The sequence below is a fragment of the Mycobacterium sp. NGS26 genome (assembly GCF_059813025.1).
In genome coordinates, this window is the sequence record NZ_JCALDU010000001.1 from 160,999 (window position 1) to 181,731 (window position 20,733).

Consider the following 20,733-nt stretch of genomic DNA (forward strand, 5'->3'; position numbering starts at 1 on the left):
CGGATGGACCTGGAGTACACGCCGGAACAGGAGCGGCTGCGCACCGAGATTCGCGCCAGCCTCGAACGGGTGATGACACCGGAACGCATCGCCGCGCTGGACGGACGCATCGAGGGCGGCCCCGAGGTCCGCGACTGCGTCCGCGCCCTGGCCGCCGAGGGCCTGCTCGGCGTGGGCTGGCCCAAAGAGTATGGCGGACGGGGGTTCTCGGCGATCGAGCAGTTCATCTTCTCCGAGGAGGCGCGCCGGGTCAACGCGCCCATCCCGCTGGTGACGCTCAACACGGTCGGGCCGACGCTCATGCAGTGCGGCACCGAGGAACAGAAGCAGAAGTTCTTGCCGGCGATCCTCAACGGCAGCGTCGAGTTCGCGATCGGCTATTCCGAGCCGGGCGCGGGAAGCGATTTGGCATCGCTGCGCACCGTCGCGGTGCGCGAGGGTGACGAGTGGGTGATCAACGGCCAGAAGATGTTCACCAGCGGGGCCGCGTACGCCGACTACGTCTGGCTCGCCGCGCGCACCGATCCGAACGCCAAGAAGCACAAGGGCATCTCCATCTTCATCGTTCCGACGTCGTCGGCGGGATTCTCCTGGCGGCCGCTGCACACCATGCCGGGCATCTCGACCTTCTACACCTTCTACGACAACGTGCGCGTTCCGGCGAGCGCGCTGGTCGGCGGGGAGAACCGGGGCTGGCAGCTGATCACCACGCAGCTGAACTTCGAGCGCGCGGCCCTGGGCAACCTCGGCGCGCTCGAGCCGCTGTTCGAGCAGACGCTGGACTGGGCCCGCACGACCGAACGCGACGGGGGCCGCGTCATCGACCAGGGCTGGGTGCAGCTCGCGCTCGCCCGGGTCGAGGCCCAGGTCGCCGCATACAAATTGGTCAACCTGAGGGTCAACGCGGCCATGGCCAAGGGCGTGCTCAACATGGGGGAAGCCTCGGCCGCGAAGGTGTTCGGCACCGAGCTGACCCAGCTGGTCGCCCGCCAACTGCTGGAGGTGCTCGACCACAACGGGTCCCGCCGCGGCGCCGACGCCCCGCTGCGCGGGGCCCTGGAATCCGCGTACCGGTTCGCGGTGATCAACACGTTCGGCGGCGGCGCCAACGAAATCCAGCGTGACATCATCGCCATGGCAGGCTTGGGCATGCCGCGAGCCCCACGTGATCTCCGAGCCCCGGATAAAGGAGGAGTAGCCAAGTGAGCGACCAAGAGCTCCGCGACAAGCTGCGCGCGCTCGTCGGCCAGCCCACCGGCGGCACCGGAAAGCCCTCGGTGGCACCGGATCCGGTGAACCAGCCGATGATCCGGCATTGGGCGTACGCGCTGGCCGACATGAACCCGGTGTACCTCGACCCGGAGTTCGCCGTCGCGTCGCGGTTCGGCGGCATCGTGTCACCGCCGGTGATGCTGCAGACCTGGACGATGCCGTCGCCGAAACTGGAGGGCATCGGCGAGCGCGGCGGCGCTCCGATGGAGATCACGAACAACCCCACGGCGTTCCTCGACGAGGCCGGCTATACCAGCACCGTGGCGACCAACTCGGAGTTCGAGATCGAGCGCTATCCCCGGCTCGGCGACGTCATCAGCGCGACAGCGGTCTACGAGTCGGTCTCCGACGAGAAGAAGACCGCGCTGGGCACCGGCTTCTTCCTCACCTGGTTGACGACCTACACCGACCAAAACGGTGAAGTGCTGGGGCGCCAGCGATTTCGGGTGCTGCGATTCAGGCCGGAACGCTGATGGCGAGCCGACTGGCACCGGCGATCAGCCCGGACACCGAGTTCTTCTGGAACGGGCTGCGCGAGCACAAGCTGCTGATCCAGCGGTGCGGCGGCTGCGGAACGCTGCGCCACCCGCCCCGGCCCATGTGCCCCAACTGTCGCTCCCTGGACTGGGCGGCCATCGAGTCGTCCGGCCGCGGCACCGTCTACAGCTACGTGATGCCGCACGAACCCCGGTTTCCCTTCTTCGAATATCCCTACATCGTCGCGCTGGTGGAGCTCGACGAGGGGGTTCGGCTGGTCTCGAACCTGTGCGGCATCGACCCGGCGGACGTCACCGTCGGGATGCCGGTCGAGGTCTTTTACCAGAGCTTCGATGGCGACCTTGTGCTGCACCAGTTCCGGCCCCGCAGCTAGGAATTCGCCGTGGACTTCACCTTCACCGAAGAACAAGAGACCATCGCCAAGCTGGCGCGCGAACTGTTCGAACGACGCGCCACCCCCGAGCGGCTCACCGAAGTCGAGGCCGGAGAGGTCCGCTACGACACCGCGCTGTGGAAGGAGCTCGCGGACGTCGACCTGCTGGGCACCGGGTTGCCGCAAGAGTTCGGCGGTAACGGCGGTGGCTTCGTGGAACTCGGGGTCCTGCTGGCCGAGGTGGGGTGGGCCGTGGCTCCCGTGCCGGCCTACCCGACCCTGGTGCTCGGCGCGGAAACGATCGCCCGCCACGGAAGTCCGGAGCAACAGCAGCGGTTCCTGCCCGGCGTCGTCGCGGGAGCCCGCATCCTGAGCGCGGGCCTGGCCGAACCCGGGCGCTCCGACCCGACGGCGCCGTCGACCACCGCGCGTCGCGACGGCCCGAACTGGCGGCTGGACGGGGTCAAGGAGCTGGTGCCCGCCGCCCAACTCGCCGACACCGTGGTGATCCCCGCCGCCACCGGCGGCGGCGACGTCGGGCTGTTCCTGCTGCCGACCGACGCCCACGGCGTCGAGGTTCGGCCCGTGCCGACCACCAACCACGAGCCGCACGCGGACGTATTCCTCGACGGCGCAATGGTTTCCGGCCAGGACCGGCTCGCCGGCGGCACGATCGAATCGCTCCACACCCGCGCCCTGGTCGGGCTGTGCGCCATCCAGCTCGGCGTCTCGGACCGCGCGTTGCGGATGGCCGCCGAATACACCAGCGGCCGTGAGCAATTCGGCCGACCGATCGGCAGCTTTCAGGCGGTGCAGCAGCGGATGGCCGACGCCTTCATCGACGTGGAAGCGATCCGGTGGACCACCTGGCATGCGGCGTGGCTGATCGCGCAGGGCCGGCCCCTGGAAGAGGCGCGACGGGCGGCCCGGATCGCGAAGTTCTGGGCCGCCGAGGCCGGCGCGCGCGTCGCCGCCACCACCCAACACGTGCACGGCGGGATCGGGATCGACACCACCTATCCCCTGCACCGCTACTTCCTGTGGGCCAAGCACAACGAGCTCACGCTCGGCCCCGCCACCGCGCAGCTGGCCGCGATCGGCGGCACCTACCCGACAGAAGGAAACCGATGACGACCACCAAAGCTGAGAACTTGAAGACCCTGAAGTGGGCCGACATCAACGTCGGCGACGAGGTGAGCCCGCTCGAGATCCCCATCACCACAACGATGATCGTCGCCGGCGCGATCGCCTCGCGCGACTTCATGCCCGTGCACCACGACCGCGACTACGCGAACAAGCAGGGCTCGCCCAACCTGTTCATGAACATCCTGACCAGCAACGGGTATTGCGTGCGCTTCCTCACCGACTGGGCCGGGCCCGAGGCGATGGTCAAGAACCTGTCGATCCGCCTCGGGGTGCCCTGCTTCCCCGACGATCCGCTGCGGTTCACCGGCGCGGTGAGCGCCAAGACCGAGGGGTCGGGCGGCGAAAACTTCGTCGAGGTGACCTTCAAGGCGTCCAACAGCCTCGGCGATCACGTCTCCGGCACCGCGGTCCTGAGCCTGCTCGACGGGGTGGGCGCATGAGCAGTTCGCTGGGCGGCGCGGCGGCCATCGTGGGGATCGGCCAGACCGAGTTCTCCAAGGAATCCGGGCGCAGCGAGCTGCAATTGGCCTGCGAGGCGGTCAGCGCCGCGCTCGACGACGCCGGCCTGACGCCCGCCGACGTCGACGGCATGGTGACCTTCACCATGGACGCCAGCGACGAGATCGACATCGCCCGCAACGTGGGGATCGGGGACCTGAGCTTCTTCTCCCGCGTGCACCACGGCGGCGGCGCCGCGGCCGGCACGGTGGTGCACGCGGCGATGGCCGTCGCCACCGGCGTCGCCGACGTGGTGGTGTGCTGGCGCGCGTTCAACGAACGCTCCGGCTTCCGGTTCGGCGGCAGCGGACGCACCAGCGCCGAAACCCCGTTGTTCATGGCGCATTACGCGCCGTTCGGATTGCTCACTCCCGCGGCCTGGGTCGCGCTGCACGCCCAGCGCTACATGTCGACCTACGGGGTCACCAACGAGGACTTCGGCCGCATCGCCGTCGTCGACCGCGCGCACGCGGCCAAGAACCCCGACGCGTGGTTCTACCGGCGCCCGATCACCCTGGAGGACCACCAGAACTCGCGCTGGATCGTCGAACCCGTGCTGCGGCTGCTGGATTGCTGCCAGGAAAGCGACGGCGGCGTCGCGCTCGTGGTCACCAGCGCCGAACGCGCCCGCGACCTACGCCAGCCGCCGGCGATCATCACCGCGGCCGCGCAGGGCGCCGCCGCCAACGGCGAGATGATGACCAGCTACTACCGCGACGACATCACCGGCCTGCCCGAGATGGGGGTGGTGGCCCGGCAGCTGTGGCGCGACTCGGGCCTCAAACCGCAGGACATCCAAACCGCCTTCATCTACGACCATTTCACGCCGTTCGTGTTCACCCAGCTCGAGGAGCTCGGCTTCTGCGGGCGCGGCGAGGCCAAGGACTTCGCCAGCGTCGAGCGGCTTACGCTAGGGGGTGAATTCCCGATCAACACCAACGGCGGGCTGCTCGGCGAGGCGTACATCCACGGCATGAACGGCATCACCGAGGGCGTCCGGCAGGTGCGCGGCACCTCCTGCAACCAAGTCGACAACGTCGAGCACGTCCTGGTCACGTCGGGCACCGGCGTGCCCACCAGCGGCCTGATTCTCGCACCCGCCGACTGAGGAGGACCGTCATGCCCAAGCTCGCACTGTTGACCGCGCACGGCGGGCCGATCGAGCTCGCCGAATTCCCGCTCACCACCCCCGCGCCCGGGACCGCCGCGCTGAAGCTGCGCATGGCCGGGATCTGCGGATCCGACCTGCACATCTTCCGCGGCGAGCTGCCGCTGCCGTGCCCGCTCGCCATGGGTCACGAGATGGTCTGCGAGATAGCCGAACTCGGCGACGGGCTGAGCACCGACGCGGCCGGCCAGCCGCTGGCGGTGGGTGACCGCGTCGTCACGCCGTACTTCTGGTTCTGCGGGCAGTGTCACGCGTGCGTGCGTGGCAGGTCGTACGCGTGCCAGAACCTGATGGGCGGCGAGTACCGCACGCACGACCAGGCGCCGCACTTCGTCGCCGCCTACGGCGAGTACTACTACACCACCCGCCGGCAGCCGCTGTACAAGGTGCCCGACGATCTGCCCGACGAGGCCGTCACCCCGCTCAATTGTGCGCTGGCCCAGGTGTTGTTCGCGCTGCGCGACGTGCGGCTGGGCGACACCGTCGTCATCCAGGGCGCGGGTGGGCTGGGCATCAACGCCGCGGCCGTGGCGCGCACCGCCGGGGCCGCCGAGGTCATCGTCATCGACAAGATCGCCGAACGACTCCATGTGGCAGCTGATTTCGGCGCCACCAGGTGCATCGACGCCAGCGGCCTGTCGACCTGGGAGGTCACCGAGCAGGTGCACAAGCACACCGACGGGATCGGGGCCGACTGGGTGCTCGAGGTCGTCGGCGTACCCGGCGTGATTCCCGACGGCGTCGGCCTGCTCAACAACGGCGGCACCCTGCTCGAACTCGGCAACGTCGGGATGGGCCGGACCTTCGAGATGGATCCCAGCGTTCTCGTCTACGGCAACAAGTCGATCCGCGGCGTGGCTTTCTACGAGCCGGTCACGCTGGCGATCGGCCTGTCGTTCCTGCAGCACACCAACTTTCCGTTCGACCGGCTGATGCCCAAGCCGTTCCGGCTGGCCGACGTGAACGATGCGTTCGCCTCGGCCGATGCCGGGCTGGTGCCCAGGGGTGCTCTGGTGCCGTGACTCACGCGTTGACCACCGACACCCGCGAGCTCATCGTGGAGTCCGCGTACGCCTGTTTCCGCAAGCATGGAATGCAGAAGGCGACGATCGTGGACATCGCCAGGACGGCCGGCGTCTCGCGCAGCACGATCTACGAGTACTTTTCCGACAAGGCCGCCATCGTCGAGGCGTGCGCGGAACACGCCTCCGAGCGCTTCTATCGGGAGATGTCCAAGGCGATGGAACGGGGCAGCACGCTGGAGGAAAAGCTCAGCTGCGCAGCGGTATTCGTGACCCAGGCGCGCCGGGCCATCGCCTCCGAGAAGTACTTCGACGAGGAGGCCATCAGCCTGCTGCTGACCAAGGACGCCGCGGTGCTGCTGCGCGAGTGCGTCGACTTCTTCGCGCCCTACCTGTCCGCCGCGCGGCTCACCGGCGAGGTCCGCAAGGACCTCGACGTCGAGGCCGCCGGCGAATGGTTCGCGCGGATACTGTTCTCGCTGTTCAGCACGCCGTCGTCGACGCTGGACATGGACGACCCGGAAGTGGCGGCCGAGTTCGTGCGGGCACACGTGGTGCGCGGATTCGCCAGCGAGCGCCCGCGGACGCGGCGCGCACAGTGACCGAGTTGGGACGGCGTCGAGTGTGAATCCTGGGCGTTGAGCGTGAATCCTGGGCTTTCGGTGTGAACCGTTGGCGGGCCTGATCGGCGTGTCGCCTACCGGTGTTCACACTCAATGCCGAGAATTCACACTCAACGTCGCGCCAGGGCCCGCAGGAAGAACGCCAAATTCGCCGGCCGCTCGGCCAGGCGCCGCATGAAGTATCCGTACCACTGCGAGCCGAACGGCACGTACACCCGGACCTGGTTGCCCGCGGCGGCCAGCCGTCGCTGCTCACCGTCGCGGATGCCGTACAGCATCTGGTATTCGAAATCGGCGGCACCGCGGCCGGTTTCGCGGGCCAGGGCGGGAACGGCGCCGATGATCGTCGGGTCGTGCGAGGCCACCATCGGATAGCCCGATCCGGCCATCAGCACCCGCAGGCAGCTCAGGTAGGACTCGGCGATCGCGGCGCCACCGCGATATGCCACCGACGCCGGTTCGTCGTAGGCGCCCTTGCACAACCGGACCCGTGCCCCGGCGGCGGCCAGATCCTTGCAATCGCCGAGCGTGCGACGCAGGTAGGCCTGCACAACCGTGCCCAGCCAATCGAAGTCGACGCGCAGGTCACCCGAGATCGACAGCGTGGAGTCGGTGGTGGTGTGGTCCTCGGCGTCGACGGTGACCCAGACGCCCACCCGCTCGGCGCGCTCGCAGATGGTGCGGGCGTTCTCCAGCGCGATCTTGTCCCCGTCGCGATCCAGCGCCTGCCCGAGCGCGGAAAGCTTCACCGACACCTCCAGCGGCCGCACGCTCGACACATCGGCCCGCCGGCCCAGCGCATCGAGCAGCCGCAGGTACGCCCGCACCGTCGCCGCGGCGTCGTCGGCGTCGGTGACGTTTTCGCCCAGGTAGTCGATGCTGACATAGCGACCGGAATCCCGCAGCGCCGCAACGATGTCCAGCACGCCCTCGAGCGTTTCCCCGGGCACGAAGCGGCGCACCACCTTGCGGGTGACCGGGGACCGTTCGACGGTGCGACGCAGCCGGTCGGCCCGGCTGGCCGCCAGCATCGCCGGCCGCAGGGTATGGGCGAACACGCCGGCCATCAATCGGCTTCCATGTGCGGGTAGCTGTGGTCGGTGGCGGGGACGAACGTCTCCTTGATGGTGCGGGCCGACGTCCAGCGCAACATGTTCAGCATCGAGCCCGCCTTGTCGTTGGTGCCCGAGCCGCGCGATCCCCCGAACGGCTGGCGGCCGACCACGGCGCCGGTGGGCTTGTCGTTGACGTAGAAGTTCCCGGCGGCGAACCGCAGCCGGTTCTGCGCGGTCAACACGGCGTCGCGGTCGTCGGCGATGACGGCGCCGGTCAGCGCGTAGCGGGACCCGGTGTCGATGACGCCGAGGATCCGCTCGTACTGCTCGTCGGGGTAGACGTGCAGCGACAGCAGCGGGCCGAAGTACTCGGTCGAAAACGATTCGTCGGTCGGGTCGTCGGACAGCAGCACGGTCGGGCGGACGAAATAGCCGACGCTGTCGTCGTATTCGCCCCCGACCGCGATGGTGACGCCGGGCGCGCCCTTGGCCCGCTCGATGGCGTCGACGTTCTTGATGAACGCGCGGCGGTCGATCAGCGCGCCGCCGTAGTTGGTCAGGTCGGTGACGTCGCCGTAGCGCAGCGCGGCCGTCGCACCCAGGAAGTCGTCACCCATCCGCTGCCACACCGAATGCGGGATGAACGCCCGCGACGCCGCCGAGCATTTCTGGCCCTGGTAGTCGAACGCCCCGCGAATCAGCGCCGTGCACAACACATCCGGGCGCGCCGAGGCGTGCGCGACCACGAAGTCCTTGCCACCGGTCTCGCCGACCAGCCGCGGATAGCTGTGGTAGTGACCGATATTGGTGCCCACCTGGTACCACAGCCGCTGGAATGTCGCCGTCGATCCGGTGAAGTGGATACCGGACAGCCGCCGATCGGCCAGTGCCACATCGGAAACCGCGAAGCCGTCGCCGGTGAGCAGGTTGATCACCCCGGGCGGCAACCCTGCGGCCTCGAGCAGCTGCATGAGCAGATACGCCGACAGGGTCTGGGTGATCGACGGCTTCCACACCACGGTGTTGCCCATCAGCGCCGGCGCGGTCGGCAGGTTGCCCGCGATCGAGGTGAAGTTGAACGGCGTTATCGCATAGACGAATCCGTCCAACGGGCGGTAGTCGCTGCGGTTCCACTCCCCGGGCCCGCTGACCGGCTGCTGGGCCAGGATCTGGCGGGCGAAAGCCACGTTGAACCGCCAGAAGTCGATCAGCTCGCAGGGCGCGTCGATCTCGGCCTGGTAAACCGACTTGGACTGGCCGAGCATCGTCGCGGCGGCGATCCTCTCCCGCCACGGCCCCGCCAGCAGGTCGGCCGCCCGCAGGAACACCGCGGCGCGCTCGTCGAACGGCATCGCCGCCCAATCGGGTTTCGCCGCCAGCGCGGCCTCGATGGCCGCGGTCGCGTCGGCGTGCACCGCGTTGGTCAGGGTGCCCAGCCGCGCGGCGTGCCGATGCGGCTGGACGACGTCGATGCGCTCGCCGTCGCCCATGCAGTGTTTGCCGCCGATGACGTGCGGGAGGTCGATCGGGTGGTCGGCCAGCGCGGTCAGTTCGGCCCGCAGCCGAGTGCGTTCGGGGGATTTGGGGGCGTAGTCGTGGACCGGCTCGTTGGCCGGCAATGGCACCTGGGTGATCGCGTCCATGTTGCCAGGATCCTCGCCACACCACCCGTTCTTATTAGCTGATCGGACAAGATAGAGCGGATTGTGTAGTAGGATCGAACAACATGCGACTCTCTGGTGTCGGGCTGGGTCGGCTGCTGCTGGCGCTGGACGCGACGCTGGTCAGCCTCGTGGACGCGCCGCGGGGCCTGGACCTTCCGGTGGGCTCGGCGGCGCTGATCGATTCCGACGACGTGCGGCTGGGCCTGGCGGCCGCCGCGGGCTCGGCCGACGTCTTCTTCCTGCTGGGCGTCACCGACGACGAGGCGCGGCGGTGGATGGACAAGCAGGCGCGCGAGCGGGTGCCGGTGGCGATCTTCGTCAAGGCGCCGTCGGACGCCCTGGTGGCCGCGGCGGTCGCGGCCGGGTCGGCGGTGGTGGCCGTGGAGCCGCGGGCCCGCTGGGAACGGCTCTACCAGTTGGTCAACCACGTCCTGGAACACCACGGGGACCGCGACGACCCGGTGGACGACTCGGGCACCGACCTGTTCGGCCTGGCGCAGTCGCTGGCCGACCGCATCCACGGCATGGTCAGCATCGAGGACGCCCAGTCGCACGTGCTCGCCTACTCGGCCTCCAACGACGAGGCCGACGAGCTGCGCCGCCTGTCCATCCTGGGCCGGGCCGGCCCACCCGAGCATCTGAAGTGGATCGGCCAATGGGGCATCTTCGATGCGCTGCGGGCCGGCGGCGAGGTGGTGCGCGTCGCCGAGCGACCGGAGTTGGGCCTGCGCCCGCGGCTGGCCATCGGGATCCATCGGCCCGACGCCCGGCGGCCGCCCGCGTTCGCCGGCACGATCTGGGTGCAGCGGGGCTCGGCGCCCCTGGCCGACGACGCCGAGGAGATGCTGCGGGGCGCGGCGGTGCTGGCCGCGCGGATCATGTCGCGGCTGGCGGCCCGGCCGTCCACGCACGCGCGGCGCGTGCAGCAGCTCCTCGGCCTGACCGACGACGAACCGGCCGACGTGGCCGCCGTCGCCGCCGAACTCGGTCTCGCGACGCACGGCAACGCCGCGCTGATCGGCTGGGACACCACCGACATCCCGGACACCGGCGCCCGTCCCGCCCGCCTGGCCGACGTCTTGGCGTTGAGCGCCAGCGCTTTTCGGCGCGACGCTCAGGTCGCATCGCACGGCTCGCGGATCTATACGCTGCTGCCGCAGACCCAGCCGCGGTCGGTCACCTCGTGGGTTCGCGGCACGATCGGCGCGCTGCGCACCGAGCTCGGCGTCGAGCTGCGGGCCGCGATCGCCGCGCCGGTTGCGAGCCTGGCGGAGGCCGCCGCGGCGCGCGTCGAGGTGGACAGGGTGCTCGACAGCGCTGAGCGACACCCGATTTCGGTCGGGCAGGTGACCTCGCTCGCCGAGGCGCGCACGACGGTCCTGCTCGACGAGATCGTCACCCTGGTCGGAGCCGACGAGCGGCTGGTCGATCCGCGGGTGCGCGAGCTGCGTGAGCGCGATCCGGTGCTGGCCGAGACGCTGCTGGTATACCTGGACAGCTTCGGCGACATCGGCGCCGCCGCGCAGCGGCTGCGAGTGCATCCGAACACCGTTCGCTATCGGGTGCGGCGCATCGAGAAGCTGTTGTCGACCTCGCTGGCCGACCCCGAGGCGCGGCTGCTGTTCTCGCTGGGGCTGCGGGTGCTGGAACGCTCGGCCTGAGTCCTGAGGCCGGCTATCCGGGCCGGCCTATCCGGCGGTCAACTTCACCACACGGTTGTTGCCATAGTCGGTGACGTAGATGCTCCCTGCGGAATCAACCGCCACGCCGCTCGGGCCATCAAGACCGGTGAACGGTAGCAGCCGGTGCGTCCCATTCCGCGCCGCCAGTTCCATGACCTGATAACCCTTGTGATCAAAGGACTGGGTTGCATAGAGATTGCCTATCGAATCGACCGCCACCGCACCAGGATTGAACAGGTTTGGGAACCGCAACGTGCGCTGACCCGCCGAATCGGGCGCCAACACCTCCACCCGATCGGTGAGTTGCTCAACGACATAGACGTTTCCGGCCGAATCAACGGCCACACTTCCGGGACAGTTGAGTCCGGTGAACCCCAATACTTGCTGCGCGCCCGATCCCGCCGCCAACTTCACCACCCGATGAAGAAGACATTGCGCAATGTAGAGGTTGCCGGCCGAATCGACAGCCATCCCGGTGGGTGACTCGGGGCCAGCCAACGGGATCACCCGCTGTGTGTTGTGCCCCGCCACCAACTCCACCACCCGATCGCCTTTATCGAAGGCGTACACGTTTCCGGCGGAATCGACGGCCACCGAGAAAGGCTTGTTGAGGTCGCGGAAAGCGAGCACCTGCTGTGCGCCCGATTCGGGCGCCAACTTCACCACCCGGTTGTTGGCGCCGTCGGCTACATACACGTCGCCGGCTGAATCCACTGCCAACCCTTCTGGGCCAGAAAGACCTCTGAAGGGCAACGCGGTCTGCGACTGGACGTTGGTTCGCGCCGAATGATCATTGTCCGAGGACCGCGGTAGCTTTTGATGCCGGTCGTACACCACCAACCCGGCGATGACCGCCATGCTTGCGACCAGCACCAGTAGGAAGATGCGAATGCGGTTGCGGCCGATCCGTGGTGAAACGTGCACTTGCCGATACCGTTGACGCCGCAACTCAGCGGGCTGGTGTCGGGGTCGGCGCCGGCGTCGTGGACTTTGCGATGTCTTCGGGATCGCATTTCGGAGTTGGAGGCGGGGTCGTGGTCGTAGTCGTCGGATCATCTTCAGGGAAGGTGATATTGCCGATTCCGTTGAGGGCGGTAGCGGTTCGGCGTGCGACTTGCTGGTCCACGCCGACCAATTGCACCGCGCTTTGGCGGCGTGCAACTGCTCGATCAACCCGCCGACTTTCATCTTGTCGCCGTAGGTCCGGGTGTGCAGCGCCTCAGCGGCTTTGCCGCTCCAATCGATGGACACGCTGTCACGCCAGATTCCCGTGAAGACCTCATCGCATTGCTCGCCGGTGGCACGCCAAGACTCGGCCGCTTGGATGAGATGCTCAGTGGGCCAGGCTAAAAGCTCTGACAAACTCGGAAACGATCCGCTGGTGGCCGCCATAGCTACACCAGGATCATGGACCGGCGAGGGCGGCGAGTTTCGCCGACGAGCCGACCTCATTGGCGACGAAGCGGGCATCGGCTTCGGCGACTTTGGTCGCGCCGGACTGCACCCGCTGTCTCAGCGACGCCGCCGCGACTTCGATGGCGAGGTGCCCCGCGTTGACCGTCACGGCGGTGGGCTGACACGGCAACCCCGACGTCGGTGGCGCACTAACGCCCAGCGTGGCGGCCTGTGCCTGCCAGCGGACCGACATCGTCTGCAGGTCCTCTACACCCACCCGCAGGTCCTCCATGCGAGGAGTGTACGACTTGTCGGGGTTTCGCGTATTCGCTCGCTTTCGGATGCTGGCATGAGTGCCATTGGTCGATCGACCCCCTCAAATGGCGGCAAGCCGGCGAGGCACAAGATTTGTTCTCAGCGTGAACGTAATTCACGGCGTCACTCCGGTTTTCCGGGGCGGTTAGTCTTTCTTGATGGCACCCGGATCGTCCGGCCCCACCAGCCGGAAATGAGCTCGCCGAACGGGGAGCGGCGCGTCGACGAACTGCGCCTGCTGGAAGCCGAGGCGGTGCACATCATCCGCGAGGTCGTCGCCGAGCTGGAGCGGCCGGTCCTGCTGTTTTCCGCCGGCAAGGACTCGATCGTGCTACTGCGCCTGGCGGAAAAGGCCTTTCGGCCGCTGCCGCTGCCATTTCCGGTGATGCACGTCGACACCGGCCACAACTTCGACGAGGTGATCGAATTCCGGGACCGCAGGGTCACCGGCCACGGGCACAAGCTGATCGTCGCCTCCGTGCAGGAATCCATCGACAGCGGACGCGTGCCCGACCCGGGGCCCGGGGCTTCGCGCAACCGGGCGCAGACCCGCACGCTGCTCGACGCGTTGGACGCCGGCGGCTTCGACGCGGCCTTCGGCGGCGCGCGCCGCGACGAGGAACGCGCCCGCGCCAAGGAACGAATCCTGAGCTTCCGCGACGAGTTCGGCCAGTGGGATCCCCGCGCTCAGCGACCCGAGCCCTGGTCGCTGTACAACGGCCGGATCAAAAAGGGCGAGCAGGTGCGGGTGTTCCCGCTGAGCAACTGGACCGAGCTCGACGTCTGGCGCTACATCCAGCTGGAGGGTCTCGAGCTGCCGTCGATCTACTTCGCCCACGAACGCGAGGTGTTCGAGCGCGACGGGATCCTGCTGGCGGTGTCGCAGTACGCCGGGCCGCGGCCCGGGGAAACCTCCGCCGTGGAGTGGGTGCGCTACCGCACCGTCGGCGACCTGACGATCACGGGGGCGGTGCGCTCGCACGCCACCGACATCGGCCGGGTCATCGTCGAGATCTCGGCGGCGACGGTGTCCGAGCGCGGCGAGACCCGCGCCGACGACCGCACCTCGGCGGCCGCGATGGAAGACCGCAAGCGGGAAGGCTACTTCTGATGGCCGCCGTAACGCGCCAGCTGCTGCGCATCGCCACCGCGGGATCGGTGGACGACGGCAAGAGCACCCTGATCGGGCGGCTGCTGCACGACACCGACAGCCTGCCGCTGGACCACCTGGAAGCCGTCACCGACGACGAGGGCATCGCCGACCTCGCGGCGCTGTCCGACGGCCTGCGCGCCGAACGCGAACAGGGCATCACCATCGACGTCGCCTACCGCTTCTTCGCCACCGACACCCGCAGCTACATCCTGGCCGACACCCCCGGCCACGAGCGCTACACCCGCAACATGTTCACCGGCGCCTCCAACGCGCACGTGGCCATCCTGCTCGTCGACGCGCGCGCCGGGGTGCTGCGCCAGACCCGCAGGCACGCCCGCATCGCAAAGCTGTTGGGCATCAAGCACTTTGTCGCCACGGTCAACAAGATCGACCTCGTCGAATTCGACCGGGACAGGTTCACCGCGGTGGAGGACGAGCTGCAACAGCTCGCGGCGCGCCTCGGCGGGGTGGACATCACCGTCGTCCCGATCGCCGCCAAGCACGGGGACAACGTCGTGCACCGCTCCGAGCGCACGCCGTGGTACACCGGTCCCACGCTGCTGCAGTACCTGGAGGGCGTCGAACTGGCCGCGCCGCAGGCCGAGCCCTCGCGCCTGCGGCTCCCCGTGCAGTGGGTGTCGCGCCCGACCGCCCAGGCGCGCCGCCGCTACACCGGGCGCCTCGCGGCGGGAACGCTCGCCGTCGGCGACCCGGTGGTGACACTGCCCGCCGGCACCCGTTCGACGGTCACCGCGCTGGACACCCTCGACGACGAGCGCACGACAGCGGTTGCGCCGCTGTCGGTTTCGATCGAGCTGGCCGACGACATCGACGTGGGCCGCGGCGACGTGTTCGTCAGCGGCGCCGACGACGCGGTCCCGCCGGTGCTGGCCCGCGAGCTCGACGCGACCGTGTGCTGGTTCGCGGACTCGCCGGTGCGGGCGGGCGATCGGCTGGCGCTCAAGCAAACCACCAAGACCGTGCGGACCACCGTGCAGGAACTGCACACGAGGCTGGACCCGGAGACGCTCGACGAGCTCGACGGGCCGGTCGAGCTGGCGCTCAACGACATCGGCACCGTGACCCTGCGAACCAGCTCCGTCGTCATCGCCGACAGCTACACCGACAATCGCGACAGCGGCGCGTTCATCCTGATCGACGAGGCCACCAACGACACCGTCGGCGCCGGCACCATCGTCGAGGCGCGCGAGGTCAAGCCGGGCACCCATCCGCGCACCGATATCCGTTGGCATCCCTCGTCGCTGGACCGCGGCTACCGGTGGCGGGCCACCGGGCAGCCGGGCGCGACGATCTGGTTCACCGGCCTGCCCGCGTCGGGCAAGTCGACGATCGCGGTGGCCGTGGAGCGCGCCCTGGTGGAGTCGGGGCGGGTGGCCTACCTGCTCGACGGCGACAACCTGCGCCACGGCCTGTCCGACGACCTGGGCTTCTCCCCCGGCGACCGCGCCGAAAACATCAGGCGGGTGGGCCATTTGACGCGGCTGCTGGCCGACGCGGGCGTCGTCGCGCTGGCATCGCTGGTGTCACCGCTGAAGTCGGATCGCGAAATAGCCCGCGCCCTCAACGAGGCGGCCAGGCTGCCCTTCATCGAGGTCTACGTCGCCACCTCGCTGGCCGAGTGCGAAAAGCGCGACCCCAAAGGTCTTTACGCGCGCGCCCGCAGCGGCCAGCTGTCCGGCATGACGGGTGTGGACGCCCCGTACGAGCCGCCGGAGAACCCGGACCTGATCCTCGACACCACCAGCGCCGGCATCGACGACCTCGCCGCCCGGGTCATCGACCTGCTCAACCAGCGTAGTCCGCGCCCGCCGGTCTAACCGCCGTCCCCGGACTCGGCCGAGGCACCGGGCCTGCCGGCCTTCGCCGGGTCCTCGATGATCTGATACATGGGATCGACCAACGACATCGGCCGGTTGCCGGTCTGCTTGGGCTTGCCGGTGATTCGCAACAGCTGGCCGGGCTGGATGTCGCCGCCGCCGTGCCCGGGACGGAACGTCACGCTGATCTCGCCGCTGTTGTCGCCGACGACGATCCACCGCAGCGTGCGCCGGCGTTTGGTGATGTCCTCCACCTGGTTCACCCGTCCCTCGAAGGTGGCGCGCTGCCCCGGGATCAGGCCGGCCACGGTGATCACCGACGGCGGCCGTTCGGGATGCTCGTAGGCCGCGACTTCCTGGTCCTCGCTTTCGGAAACCCACGCCTCGACCTTGTCGAGTTCGCGCACGATGCGTTGCTCGAAGCGTTCCGGGAACGCCTCCTTGATCCGCGACTGCACGTCGTACGGCACGATGGTCGCGGCGGCGTCGGGGATCATGCTGACCGCCCGCGCGATCTTGTCCGCGGTGCGGTCGTGCAGCAGCCGCCCCAGCAGCGGGGCGTATGTGCGACGCGGCAGCAGCACCGTCACGTTGGTGTCCGGATGCTCCTGGCGCGCCTTGGCGACGAGCAGCTGCGCGGCCCGGTTGACCCGCCGGTCCGGGCAGTCCACGACCCGCAGCCGGGTGTCGAGTTCGTAGTGATCCCAACGCTTTCGCAACTGCGCGGCATGTGCGGCGTCCACCATGAAATGCACGGCGATGAGCTCGTCGGACCGTAGTCCCTTGCCGTATCGCAGCGCCTCGATCACCGCGAGGTCGACGGAGTTCACCAACACGAACACCCGGTGCCGGGCGTACTTCACCAGCTCTGGGTGGTCGGTGCGGAACATCTCGAGAATGGCTGCCTCCGCGCGATATTCGCGGTTCAGCCGTATCAGGATGAAGACCAGCACCGGAAAGACGACGACCACCAGCCACGCGCCCTCGGTGAACTTGGCGACCGCGAAGATGCCGACCACGATCGTCGACAGGATCGCCGCGGACAGGTTGATCGCCAATCGGTGGCGCCATCCCGGTTCGCGCTGTGTCAGATGGTGTCTGGTCATGCCGTAGCCGGCCATCGAGAACCCGGTGAACACGCCGATCGCATAGAACGGCACCAGTGCGCTGACCGAACCGCCGGTAGCCACCAGCAACGCCACCGACAGCGCGGTGAGGGTGATGATCCCGTTCGAGAACACCAAGCGGTGACCGCGTTTCATCAGCTGCCGCGGCAGGAATCGGTCCTCGGCGACGAAGCTGGCCAACGCCGGGAACCCGTTGAAGCTGGTGTTCGCGCCGGTGAAAAGGATTGCGGCGGTGGCCCCCTGGACCAGGACGAAGAAGATGTTGCCGATGGGTCCCTGGCCGAAGACCGCGCGCCCGACCTGCGACAGGACCGACGGATACTCGCTGACGTACGGCGTCGCGTGGGTGACGTACGCGAGGTAGGCGACGCCGGCCAGCAGGAACCCGAGGATGGCGGCCATCGCGGTAAGCACCCGGCGTGCGTTGACGCCCTGCGGCTTTCGGAAGACGTCGACGGTGTTGGAGATCGCCTCGACCCCCGTCAACGACGAGCCCCCGTTGGCGAACGACCGCAGCAACACCAGAACCGTTGCGCCCATTACCAACCCGTTGCCCTGGTGCACCGGCACCGTGCCGGGCATCTGATGCGGGTCGTATACCGGTAGATCGCCGAAGATCACGCGCGCAACGCCGACCACGATGGTCAGGCCGATCATGATGATGAACGAATACGTCGCGATCGCGAACGGCATGCCCGCTTCCTTCAGGCCGCGCAGGTTCGCGTAGCAGATGAAAAGCACGACACCGACAGTGATTTCCAGGCTGTAAGGCCCCAGCACGGGGACCGCCGACACCACCGCGACCGTCCCGGCCGCCGACTGGACGGCGACGGTCACGACGTAGTCGATCAGCAGCGCCGCGGCGGCGACCTGCGCCACCCGCGGCCCGAAGTTCTCCCGCGCCACGATGTAGGAACCGCCGGCCCGGGTGTAGGCCATCACGACCTGCCGATACGACGCGGCCACCAGCACCAGGATCAGCAGGATGACACCGGTGACGGGGAGCAGCAGGGCGAACGCCGCCAGCCCGGCGTGCGGCAGCAGCTCGATCAGGATCTGCTCCGGGCCGTACGCGGTCGACGAGATCGCATCGGGCGAAAGTGCGCCGAGCGCAACCGGGTTAGACAGTTTTTCGGACGTCAGCTCCTCGGTGATCAGTGGCTTGCCCAGGAAGATCCGCTTTGCCACGTCGCCGACCGTCAGTGGGATGCGCAGCTTGGCAGTCGAAGTTGTCACAACCACATTCCTTACCCGAGGTCGAAGCGCTGGCACTTGGTCTCGCCTGCGATGAATCCTGCGATGAATTCTGCCGCCCGCCCCCGCCGGCGCGACAGGGAATGGACGATCAGGCCGCGACGGGCGCGGTGAGCCGGCCCACGGCGGCGGAAATGCGCTCGTCGGTGGCGGTCAGCGCGACGCGCACATGCTGCGCGCCGGCCGGGCCGTAGAACTCGCCGGACGCCACCAGGATGCCGCGCCGGGCCAACCACGCGACGCTGTCCCGGCACGGCTCGCCGCGGGTGGCCCACAGGTACAGGCCGCCTTCCGAATGGTCGATCACGAAACCGGCCGAGCGCAGCGCGGGTGCCAGCGCGGCCCGCCGCCGGGCGTATCGCTCGCGCTGCAGCCTGTCGTGCGCGTCGTCGTCCAGCGCGGCCACCATCGCGGCCTGCACCGGCGTCGGCACCATCATGCCGGCGTGCCTGCGCACCGCCAGCAGCTCGGCGACCAGGCCGGGATCCCCCGCGACGAAGCCGGCCCGGTATCCCGCCAGCGACGAGCTCTTGGACAGCGAGTGCACCGCCAGCAGCCCGGTGTGGTCGGCGTCGCAGACCGACGGGTGCAGCACCGACACCGGAGGTTCCGGTCCCCAGCCCAAACCGAGGTAGCACTCGTCGGAAGCCACCACCACACCGCGCTCGCGCGCCCAGCCGACCACCTTGCGCAGATGGTCGGGGCCGAGCACGCGCCCGGTCGGGTTGCTCGGCGAATTCAGGTAGATCAACGCCGGGGATTGCGGGCCGAGCTGGGTCAGCGAGTCCGCGCGCAGCACCTGCGCTCCGGCCAGCCGGGCGCCGACCTCATAGGTGGGATACGCCAGCTCCGGCACCACGATCGCGTCGGCGGCGCCCAGGCCCAGCAGGGTCGGCAACCAGGCGATGAACTCCTTGGTGCCGATCACCGGCAGCACGGCACCCGCGCCGAGCCCGGTGACGCCGAAGCGGCGGCCGAGGGCCGCCACCGCCGATTCCCGCAGCCGCGCGGTGCCGGCGGTGGCCGGGTACCCGGGCGCGGCGCTCGCGGCCGCCAGCGCCTCCCGGATCACGGGGGCGACCGGGTCCACGGGGGTGCCGACGGACAGGTCGACGATGCCGTCCGGATGCGCCCCGGCCAGCGCCTTCGCGTCGGCCAGGGTGTCCCAGGGGAACTCCGGCAGGGACGCCGAAACCGGCATCCCGGGCTGCCGCGGCACCGGCCCGCTCAGTCGCCCTCGCCCTGCGGGGGCAGGTCCTTGACCACTTGCGGGTCGTTCTCGGTCATGCCGACCTTGGCCGCACCGCCCGGCGAGCCCAGCTCGACGAAGAAGTCCGCGTTGATCTGCGTGTATTGGCTCCACTGTTCGGGCACGTCGTCTTCGTAGTAGATCGCTTCGACGGGGCAGACGGGTTCGCAGGCCCCACAGTCGACGCACTCGTCGGGGTGGATGTAGAGCATGCGGGCGCCCTCGTAGATGCAGTCGACCGGGCACTCCTCGATGCATGCCTTGTCCTTGATGTCGACGCAAGGTTCGGCGATCGTGTACGTCACAGACGTCTCCTCAAGTCTTCTCCGGGTACTGCTTCCAGTACTGCTCGATGTGGGCTGCCGTTCGCCTCGCCGCGGCGCGTGAAGGCCCGCAACAAGCAAAGCTTTCGGTTACTGATACTAGACGTTGCACATACACGTCAACTACTCGGCACGCCCTGGAGGACTGGCGTTCTGAAAAACCTAGTTTGCCTGGAGGCCCGGGGCGGCATCAAAGCGCCGTCGAAGCGGGCGCCGCAGTGGTGGCCAAGCTGTGAGTCGGATTAGCGTTTTCGCCCAATATCGCGATGCCACTGGGTCTTTGACCTGCAAAGAGTTACATGCCGGGCATGACGCTCGATAATTATCGCGATGGGAGAGTGCTCAGCGGGCCTGGTAGCCTCAACGAAGACGGCAAACCGCTGAGCAGATGTCGTCGCCGTCAATAGCGGTGCACTAACTGGGGAAGGTGTCCATAAATGATGAGGCTGTCGTTGGGCAAGTTGGCTGCCGCAGTTGGCGGCGCGGCCGTGGCGCTGAGCGCCGCGACCGGGGTCGCATCGGCCGATCCGATCATCGATACAACTTGCAACTACGGGCAGGTGATGGCGGCGCTGAACGCGACCGATCCGGCCACTGCCGCGCAATTGAACCAATCGCCGGTGGCGCAGAACTACCTGCGCCAGTTCCTGGCGTCACCGCCGCCCAAGCGCGCGCAGATGGCCGCGCAGATCCGGGCCATGCCGCAGGCGCAGCAGTTCATGGGCACCATCGAGAACGTCGCCGGCGTCTGCAACAACTACTGAGCCGAGATAGTTCAGTAGCCGCCCAATAGCCGGCGCACGCGACCCAGGGTCGCGGCGCCGGCTCGGCTGCAGATCCTGGACGGGTCGCCGGGCCGGCGGCCCCACAGCAGCAGGACTCGCGCCGCCGCATCGGTTTCCAGCGTCGCCGCGCCCACCGCGTCGGTGAATTCGACGGTGGTGCGCCCCGCGTCCGCGCTGAGGAAGACGTCGTCGGTGTCGGGAACCCGCAACCGGGCCTCGATTCGTTCACCCGGCTCCAGCTCCTTGGCGCCCTTGGCGAGCAAACGGGCGCGTACCCACCCGCGCGCGGAGAA

At 68.7% G+C, this 20,733-nt stretch carries 19 protein-coding genes and 1 pseudogene; 12 read left to right on the forward strand and 8 right to left on the reverse strand.

Features of this window, described 5'->3' with window-relative positions:
- The first annotated feature begins 3 nt into the window (after positions 1 to 3).
- From AC5Y6X_RS00735 to AC5Y6X_RS00770, 8 genes are read left to right on the forward strand one after another with little or no spacing between them, the layout of a single operon-like run.
- On the forward strand, positions 4 to 1,206 hold the full coding sequence (locus AC5Y6X_RS00735; RefSeq protein WP_499983519.1) for an acyl-CoA dehydrogenase family protein: 1,203 nt from the start codon (positions 4 to 6) through the stop codon (positions 1,204 to 1,206).
- On the forward strand, positions 1,203 to 1,745 hold the full coding sequence (locus AC5Y6X_RS00740; RefSeq protein WP_499983522.1) for an FAS1-like dehydratase domain-containing protein: 543 nt from the start codon (positions 1,203 to 1,205) through the stop codon (positions 1,743 to 1,745). The genes AC5Y6X_RS00735 and AC5Y6X_RS00740 overlap by 4 nt, the downstream gene beginning before the upstream one ends.
- Positions 1,745 to 2,143 (forward strand): Zn-ribbon domain-containing OB-fold protein, encoded by a 399-nt coding sequence (locus AC5Y6X_RS00745; RefSeq protein ID WP_499983524.1) that lies wholly within the window; start codon positions 1,745 to 1,747, stop codon positions 2,141 to 2,143. Before AC5Y6X_RS00740 ends, AC5Y6X_RS00745 begins: the two co-directional genes overlap by 1 nt.
- Before the next feature lie 9 nt (positions 2,144 to 2,152).
- Positions 2,153 to 3,274, forward strand: a complete 1,122-nt coding sequence (locus tag AC5Y6X_RS00750; RefSeq protein WP_499983527.1) for an acyl-CoA dehydrogenase family protein — start codon at positions 2,153 to 2,155, stop codon at positions 3,272 to 3,274.
- On the forward strand, positions 3,271 to 3,729 hold the full coding sequence (locus AC5Y6X_RS00755) for a MaoC family dehydratase (protein WP_499983529.1): 459 nt from the start codon (positions 3,271 to 3,273) through the stop codon (positions 3,727 to 3,729). Before AC5Y6X_RS00750 ends, AC5Y6X_RS00755 begins: the two co-directional genes overlap by 4 nt.
- A complete protein-coding gene (locus AC5Y6X_RS00760; RefSeq protein ID WP_499983531.1) occupies positions 3,726 to 4,895 on the forward strand; it encodes a lipid-transfer protein in 1,170 nt (389 codons plus the stop codon). Before AC5Y6X_RS00755 ends, AC5Y6X_RS00760 begins: the two co-directional genes overlap by 4 nt.
- A gap of 11 nt (positions 4,896 to 4,906) precedes the next feature.
- Positions 4,907 to 5,977, forward strand: coding sequence for a zinc-binding dehydrogenase (locus AC5Y6X_RS00765; protein ID WP_499983534.1), 1,071 nt, complete (start codon positions 4,907 to 4,909; stop codon positions 5,975 to 5,977).
- On the forward strand, positions 5,974 to 6,579 hold the full coding sequence (locus tag AC5Y6X_RS00770) for a TetR/AcrR family transcriptional regulator (protein ID WP_499983538.1): 606 nt from the start codon (positions 5,974 to 5,976) through the stop codon (positions 6,577 to 6,579). Before AC5Y6X_RS00765 ends, AC5Y6X_RS00770 begins: the two co-directional genes overlap by 4 nt.
- Positions 6,580 to 6,710: 131 nt before the next feature.
- On the opposite strand, the gene AC5Y6X_RS00775 is transcribed toward AC5Y6X_RS00770, so the two are convergent.
- On the reverse strand, positions 6,711 to 7,667 hold the full coding sequence (locus AC5Y6X_RS00775; protein WP_499983542.1) for a proline dehydrogenase family protein: 957 nt from the start codon (positions 7,665 to 7,667) through the stop codon (positions 6,711 to 6,713).
- A complete protein-coding gene (gene pruA / locus AC5Y6X_RS00780) occupies positions 7,667 to 9,298 on the reverse strand; it encodes an L-glutamate gamma-semialdehyde dehydrogenase (RefSeq protein ID WP_499983547.1) in 1,632 nt (543 codons plus the stop codon). Before pruA ends, AC5Y6X_RS00775 begins: the two co-directional genes overlap by 1 nt.
- A gap of 83 nt (positions 9,299 to 9,381) precedes the next feature.
- Here pruA and AC5Y6X_RS00785 point away from each other — a divergent pair, with 83 nt between their 5' ends.
- Positions 9,382 to 10,980 (forward strand): PucR family transcriptional regulator, encoded by a 1,599-nt coding sequence (locus AC5Y6X_RS00785; RefSeq protein ID WP_499983549.1) that lies wholly within the window; start codon positions 9,382 to 9,384, stop codon positions 10,978 to 10,980.
- 27 nt (positions 10,981 to 11,007) lie between these two features.
- Here AC5Y6X_RS00785 and AC5Y6X_RS00790 read toward each other — a convergent pair whose 3' ends face one another.
- Positions 11,008 to 12,393, reverse strand: coding sequence for an NHL repeat-containing protein (locus AC5Y6X_RS00790; protein WP_499983552.1), 1,386 nt, complete (start codon positions 12,391 to 12,393; stop codon positions 11,008 to 11,010).
- A 13-nt stretch (positions 12,394 to 12,406) separates the two neighbouring features.
- Entirely contained in the window at positions 12,407 to 12,688 is a 282-nt protein-coding gene (locus AC5Y6X_RS00795; RefSeq protein WP_499983555.1) for a hypothetical protein, read from the reverse strand.
- Positions 12,689 to 12,904: 216 nt separating this feature from the next.
- Here AC5Y6X_RS00795 and cysD point away from each other — a divergent pair, with 216 nt between their 5' ends.
- Positions 12,905 to 13,822 carry a sulfate adenylyltransferase subunit CysD gene (gene cysD / locus AC5Y6X_RS00800; protein ID WP_499983558.1) on the forward strand — a complete coding sequence of 306 codons (918 nt, stop codon included), beginning with the start codon at positions 12,905 to 12,907 and terminating at the stop codon, positions 13,820 to 13,822.
- Entirely contained in the window at positions 13,822 to 15,702 is a 1,881-nt protein-coding gene (gene cysC / locus AC5Y6X_RS00805) for an adenylyl-sulfate kinase (RefSeq protein WP_499983561.1), read from the forward strand. The genes cysD and cysC overlap by 1 nt, the downstream gene beginning before the upstream one ends.
- On the opposite strand, the gene AC5Y6X_RS00810 is transcribed toward cysC, so the two are convergent.
- The 3 genes from AC5Y6X_RS00810 to fdxA all read right to left on the reverse strand — a co-directional run bounded on the left by AC5Y6X_RS00810 (position 15,699) and on the right by fdxA (position 19,637).
- Complete coding sequence (locus AC5Y6X_RS00810) at positions 15,699 to 18,065, reverse strand: APC family permease (protein WP_499983563.1); 2,367 nt, start codon at positions 18,063 to 18,065, stop codon at positions 15,699 to 15,701. The two genes, cysC and AC5Y6X_RS00810, sit on opposite strands and share 4 nt — an antisense overlap.
- 109 nt (positions 18,066 to 18,174) lie before the next feature.
- On the reverse strand, positions 18,175 to 19,284 hold the full coding sequence (dapC, locus tag AC5Y6X_RS00815) for a succinyldiaminopimelate transaminase (protein WP_499983565.1): 1,110 nt from the start codon (positions 19,282 to 19,284) through the stop codon (positions 18,175 to 18,177).
- A gap of 26 nt (positions 19,285 to 19,310) precedes the next feature.
- Positions 19,311 to 19,637 carry a ferredoxin gene (gene fdxA / locus AC5Y6X_RS00820; RefSeq protein WP_007168467.1) on the reverse strand — a complete coding sequence of 109 codons (327 nt, stop codon included), beginning with the start codon at positions 19,635 to 19,637 and terminating at the stop codon, positions 19,311 to 19,313.
- Positions 19,638 to 20,095: 458 nt separating this feature from the next.
- Here fdxA and AC5Y6X_RS00825 point away from each other — a divergent pair, with 458 nt between their 5' ends.
- Complete coding sequence (locus AC5Y6X_RS00825; RefSeq protein ID WP_324676694.1) at positions 20,096 to 20,419, forward strand: hemophore-related protein; 324 nt, start codon at positions 20,096 to 20,098, stop codon at positions 20,417 to 20,419.
- A gap of 11 nt (positions 20,420 to 20,430) precedes the next feature.
- Here AC5Y6X_RS00825 and AC5Y6X_RS00830 read toward each other — a convergent pair.
- A pseudogene (locus tag AC5Y6X_RS00830) lies at positions 20,431 to 20,703 on the reverse strand (maleylpyruvate isomerase N-terminal domain-containing protein); the annotation flags it as partial.
- Positions 20,704 to 20,733: the final 30 nt, after the last annotated feature.

What these genes read in the sequence shown, in the direction of transcription:
- AC5Y6X_RS00735 (WP_499983519.1), top strand. Translation starts at nt 4, where the DNA reads ATGGACCTGGAGTACACGCCGGAACAGGAGCGGCTGCGCACCGAGATT.
- AC5Y6X_RS00745 (WP_499983524.1), top strand. Translation starts at nt 1,745, where the DNA reads ATGGCGAGCCGACTGGCACCGGCGATCAGCCCGGACACCGAGTTCTTC.
- AC5Y6X_RS00755 (WP_499983529.1), top strand. Translation starts at nt 3,271, where the DNA reads ATGACGACCACCAAAGCTGAGAACTTGAAGACCCTGAAGTGGGCCGAC.
- AC5Y6X_RS00760 (WP_499983531.1), top strand. Translation starts at nt 3,726, where the DNA reads ATGAGCAGTTCGCTGGGCGGCGCGGCGGCCATCGTGGGGATCGGCCAG.
- AC5Y6X_RS00765 (WP_499983534.1), top strand. Translation starts at nt 4,907, where the DNA reads ATGCCCAAGCTCGCACTGTTGACCGCGCACGGCGGGCCGATCGAGCTC.
- AC5Y6X_RS00775 (WP_499983542.1), bottom strand. Translation starts at nt 7,667, where the DNA reads ATGGCCGGCGTGTTCGCCCATACCCTGCGGCCGGCGATGCTGGCGGCC.
- pruA (WP_499983547.1), bottom strand. Translation starts at nt 9,298, where the DNA reads ATGGACGCGATCACCCAGGTGCCATTGCCGGCCAACGAGCCGGTCCAC.
- AC5Y6X_RS00785 (WP_499983549.1), top strand. Translation starts at nt 9,382, where the DNA reads ATGCGACTCTCTGGTGTCGGGCTGGGTCGGCTGCTGCTGGCGCTGGAC.
- AC5Y6X_RS00790 (WP_499983552.1), bottom strand. Translation starts at nt 12,393, where the DNA reads ATGGCGGCCACCAGCGGATCGTTTCCGAGTTTGTCAGAGCTTTTAGCC.
- AC5Y6X_RS00795 (WP_499983555.1), bottom strand. Translation starts at nt 12,688, where the DNA reads ATGGAGGACCTGCGGGTGGGTGTAGAGGACCTGCAGACGATGTCGGTC.
- cysD (WP_499983558.1), top strand. Translation starts at nt 12,905, where the DNA reads ATGAGCTCGCCGAACGGGGAGCGGCGCGTCGACGAACTGCGCCTGCTG.
- cysC (WP_499983561.1), top strand. Translation starts at nt 13,822, where the DNA reads ATGGCCGCCGTAACGCGCCAGCTGCTGCGCATCGCCACCGCGGGATCG.
- dapC (WP_499983565.1), bottom strand. Translation starts at nt 19,284, where the DNA reads ATGCCGGTTTCGGCGTCCCTGCCGGAGTTCCCCTGGGACACCCTGGCC.
- AC5Y6X_RS00825 (WP_324676694.1), top strand. Translation starts at nt 20,096, where the DNA reads ATGAGGCTGTCGTTGGGCAAGTTGGCTGCCGCAGTTGGCGGCGCGGCC.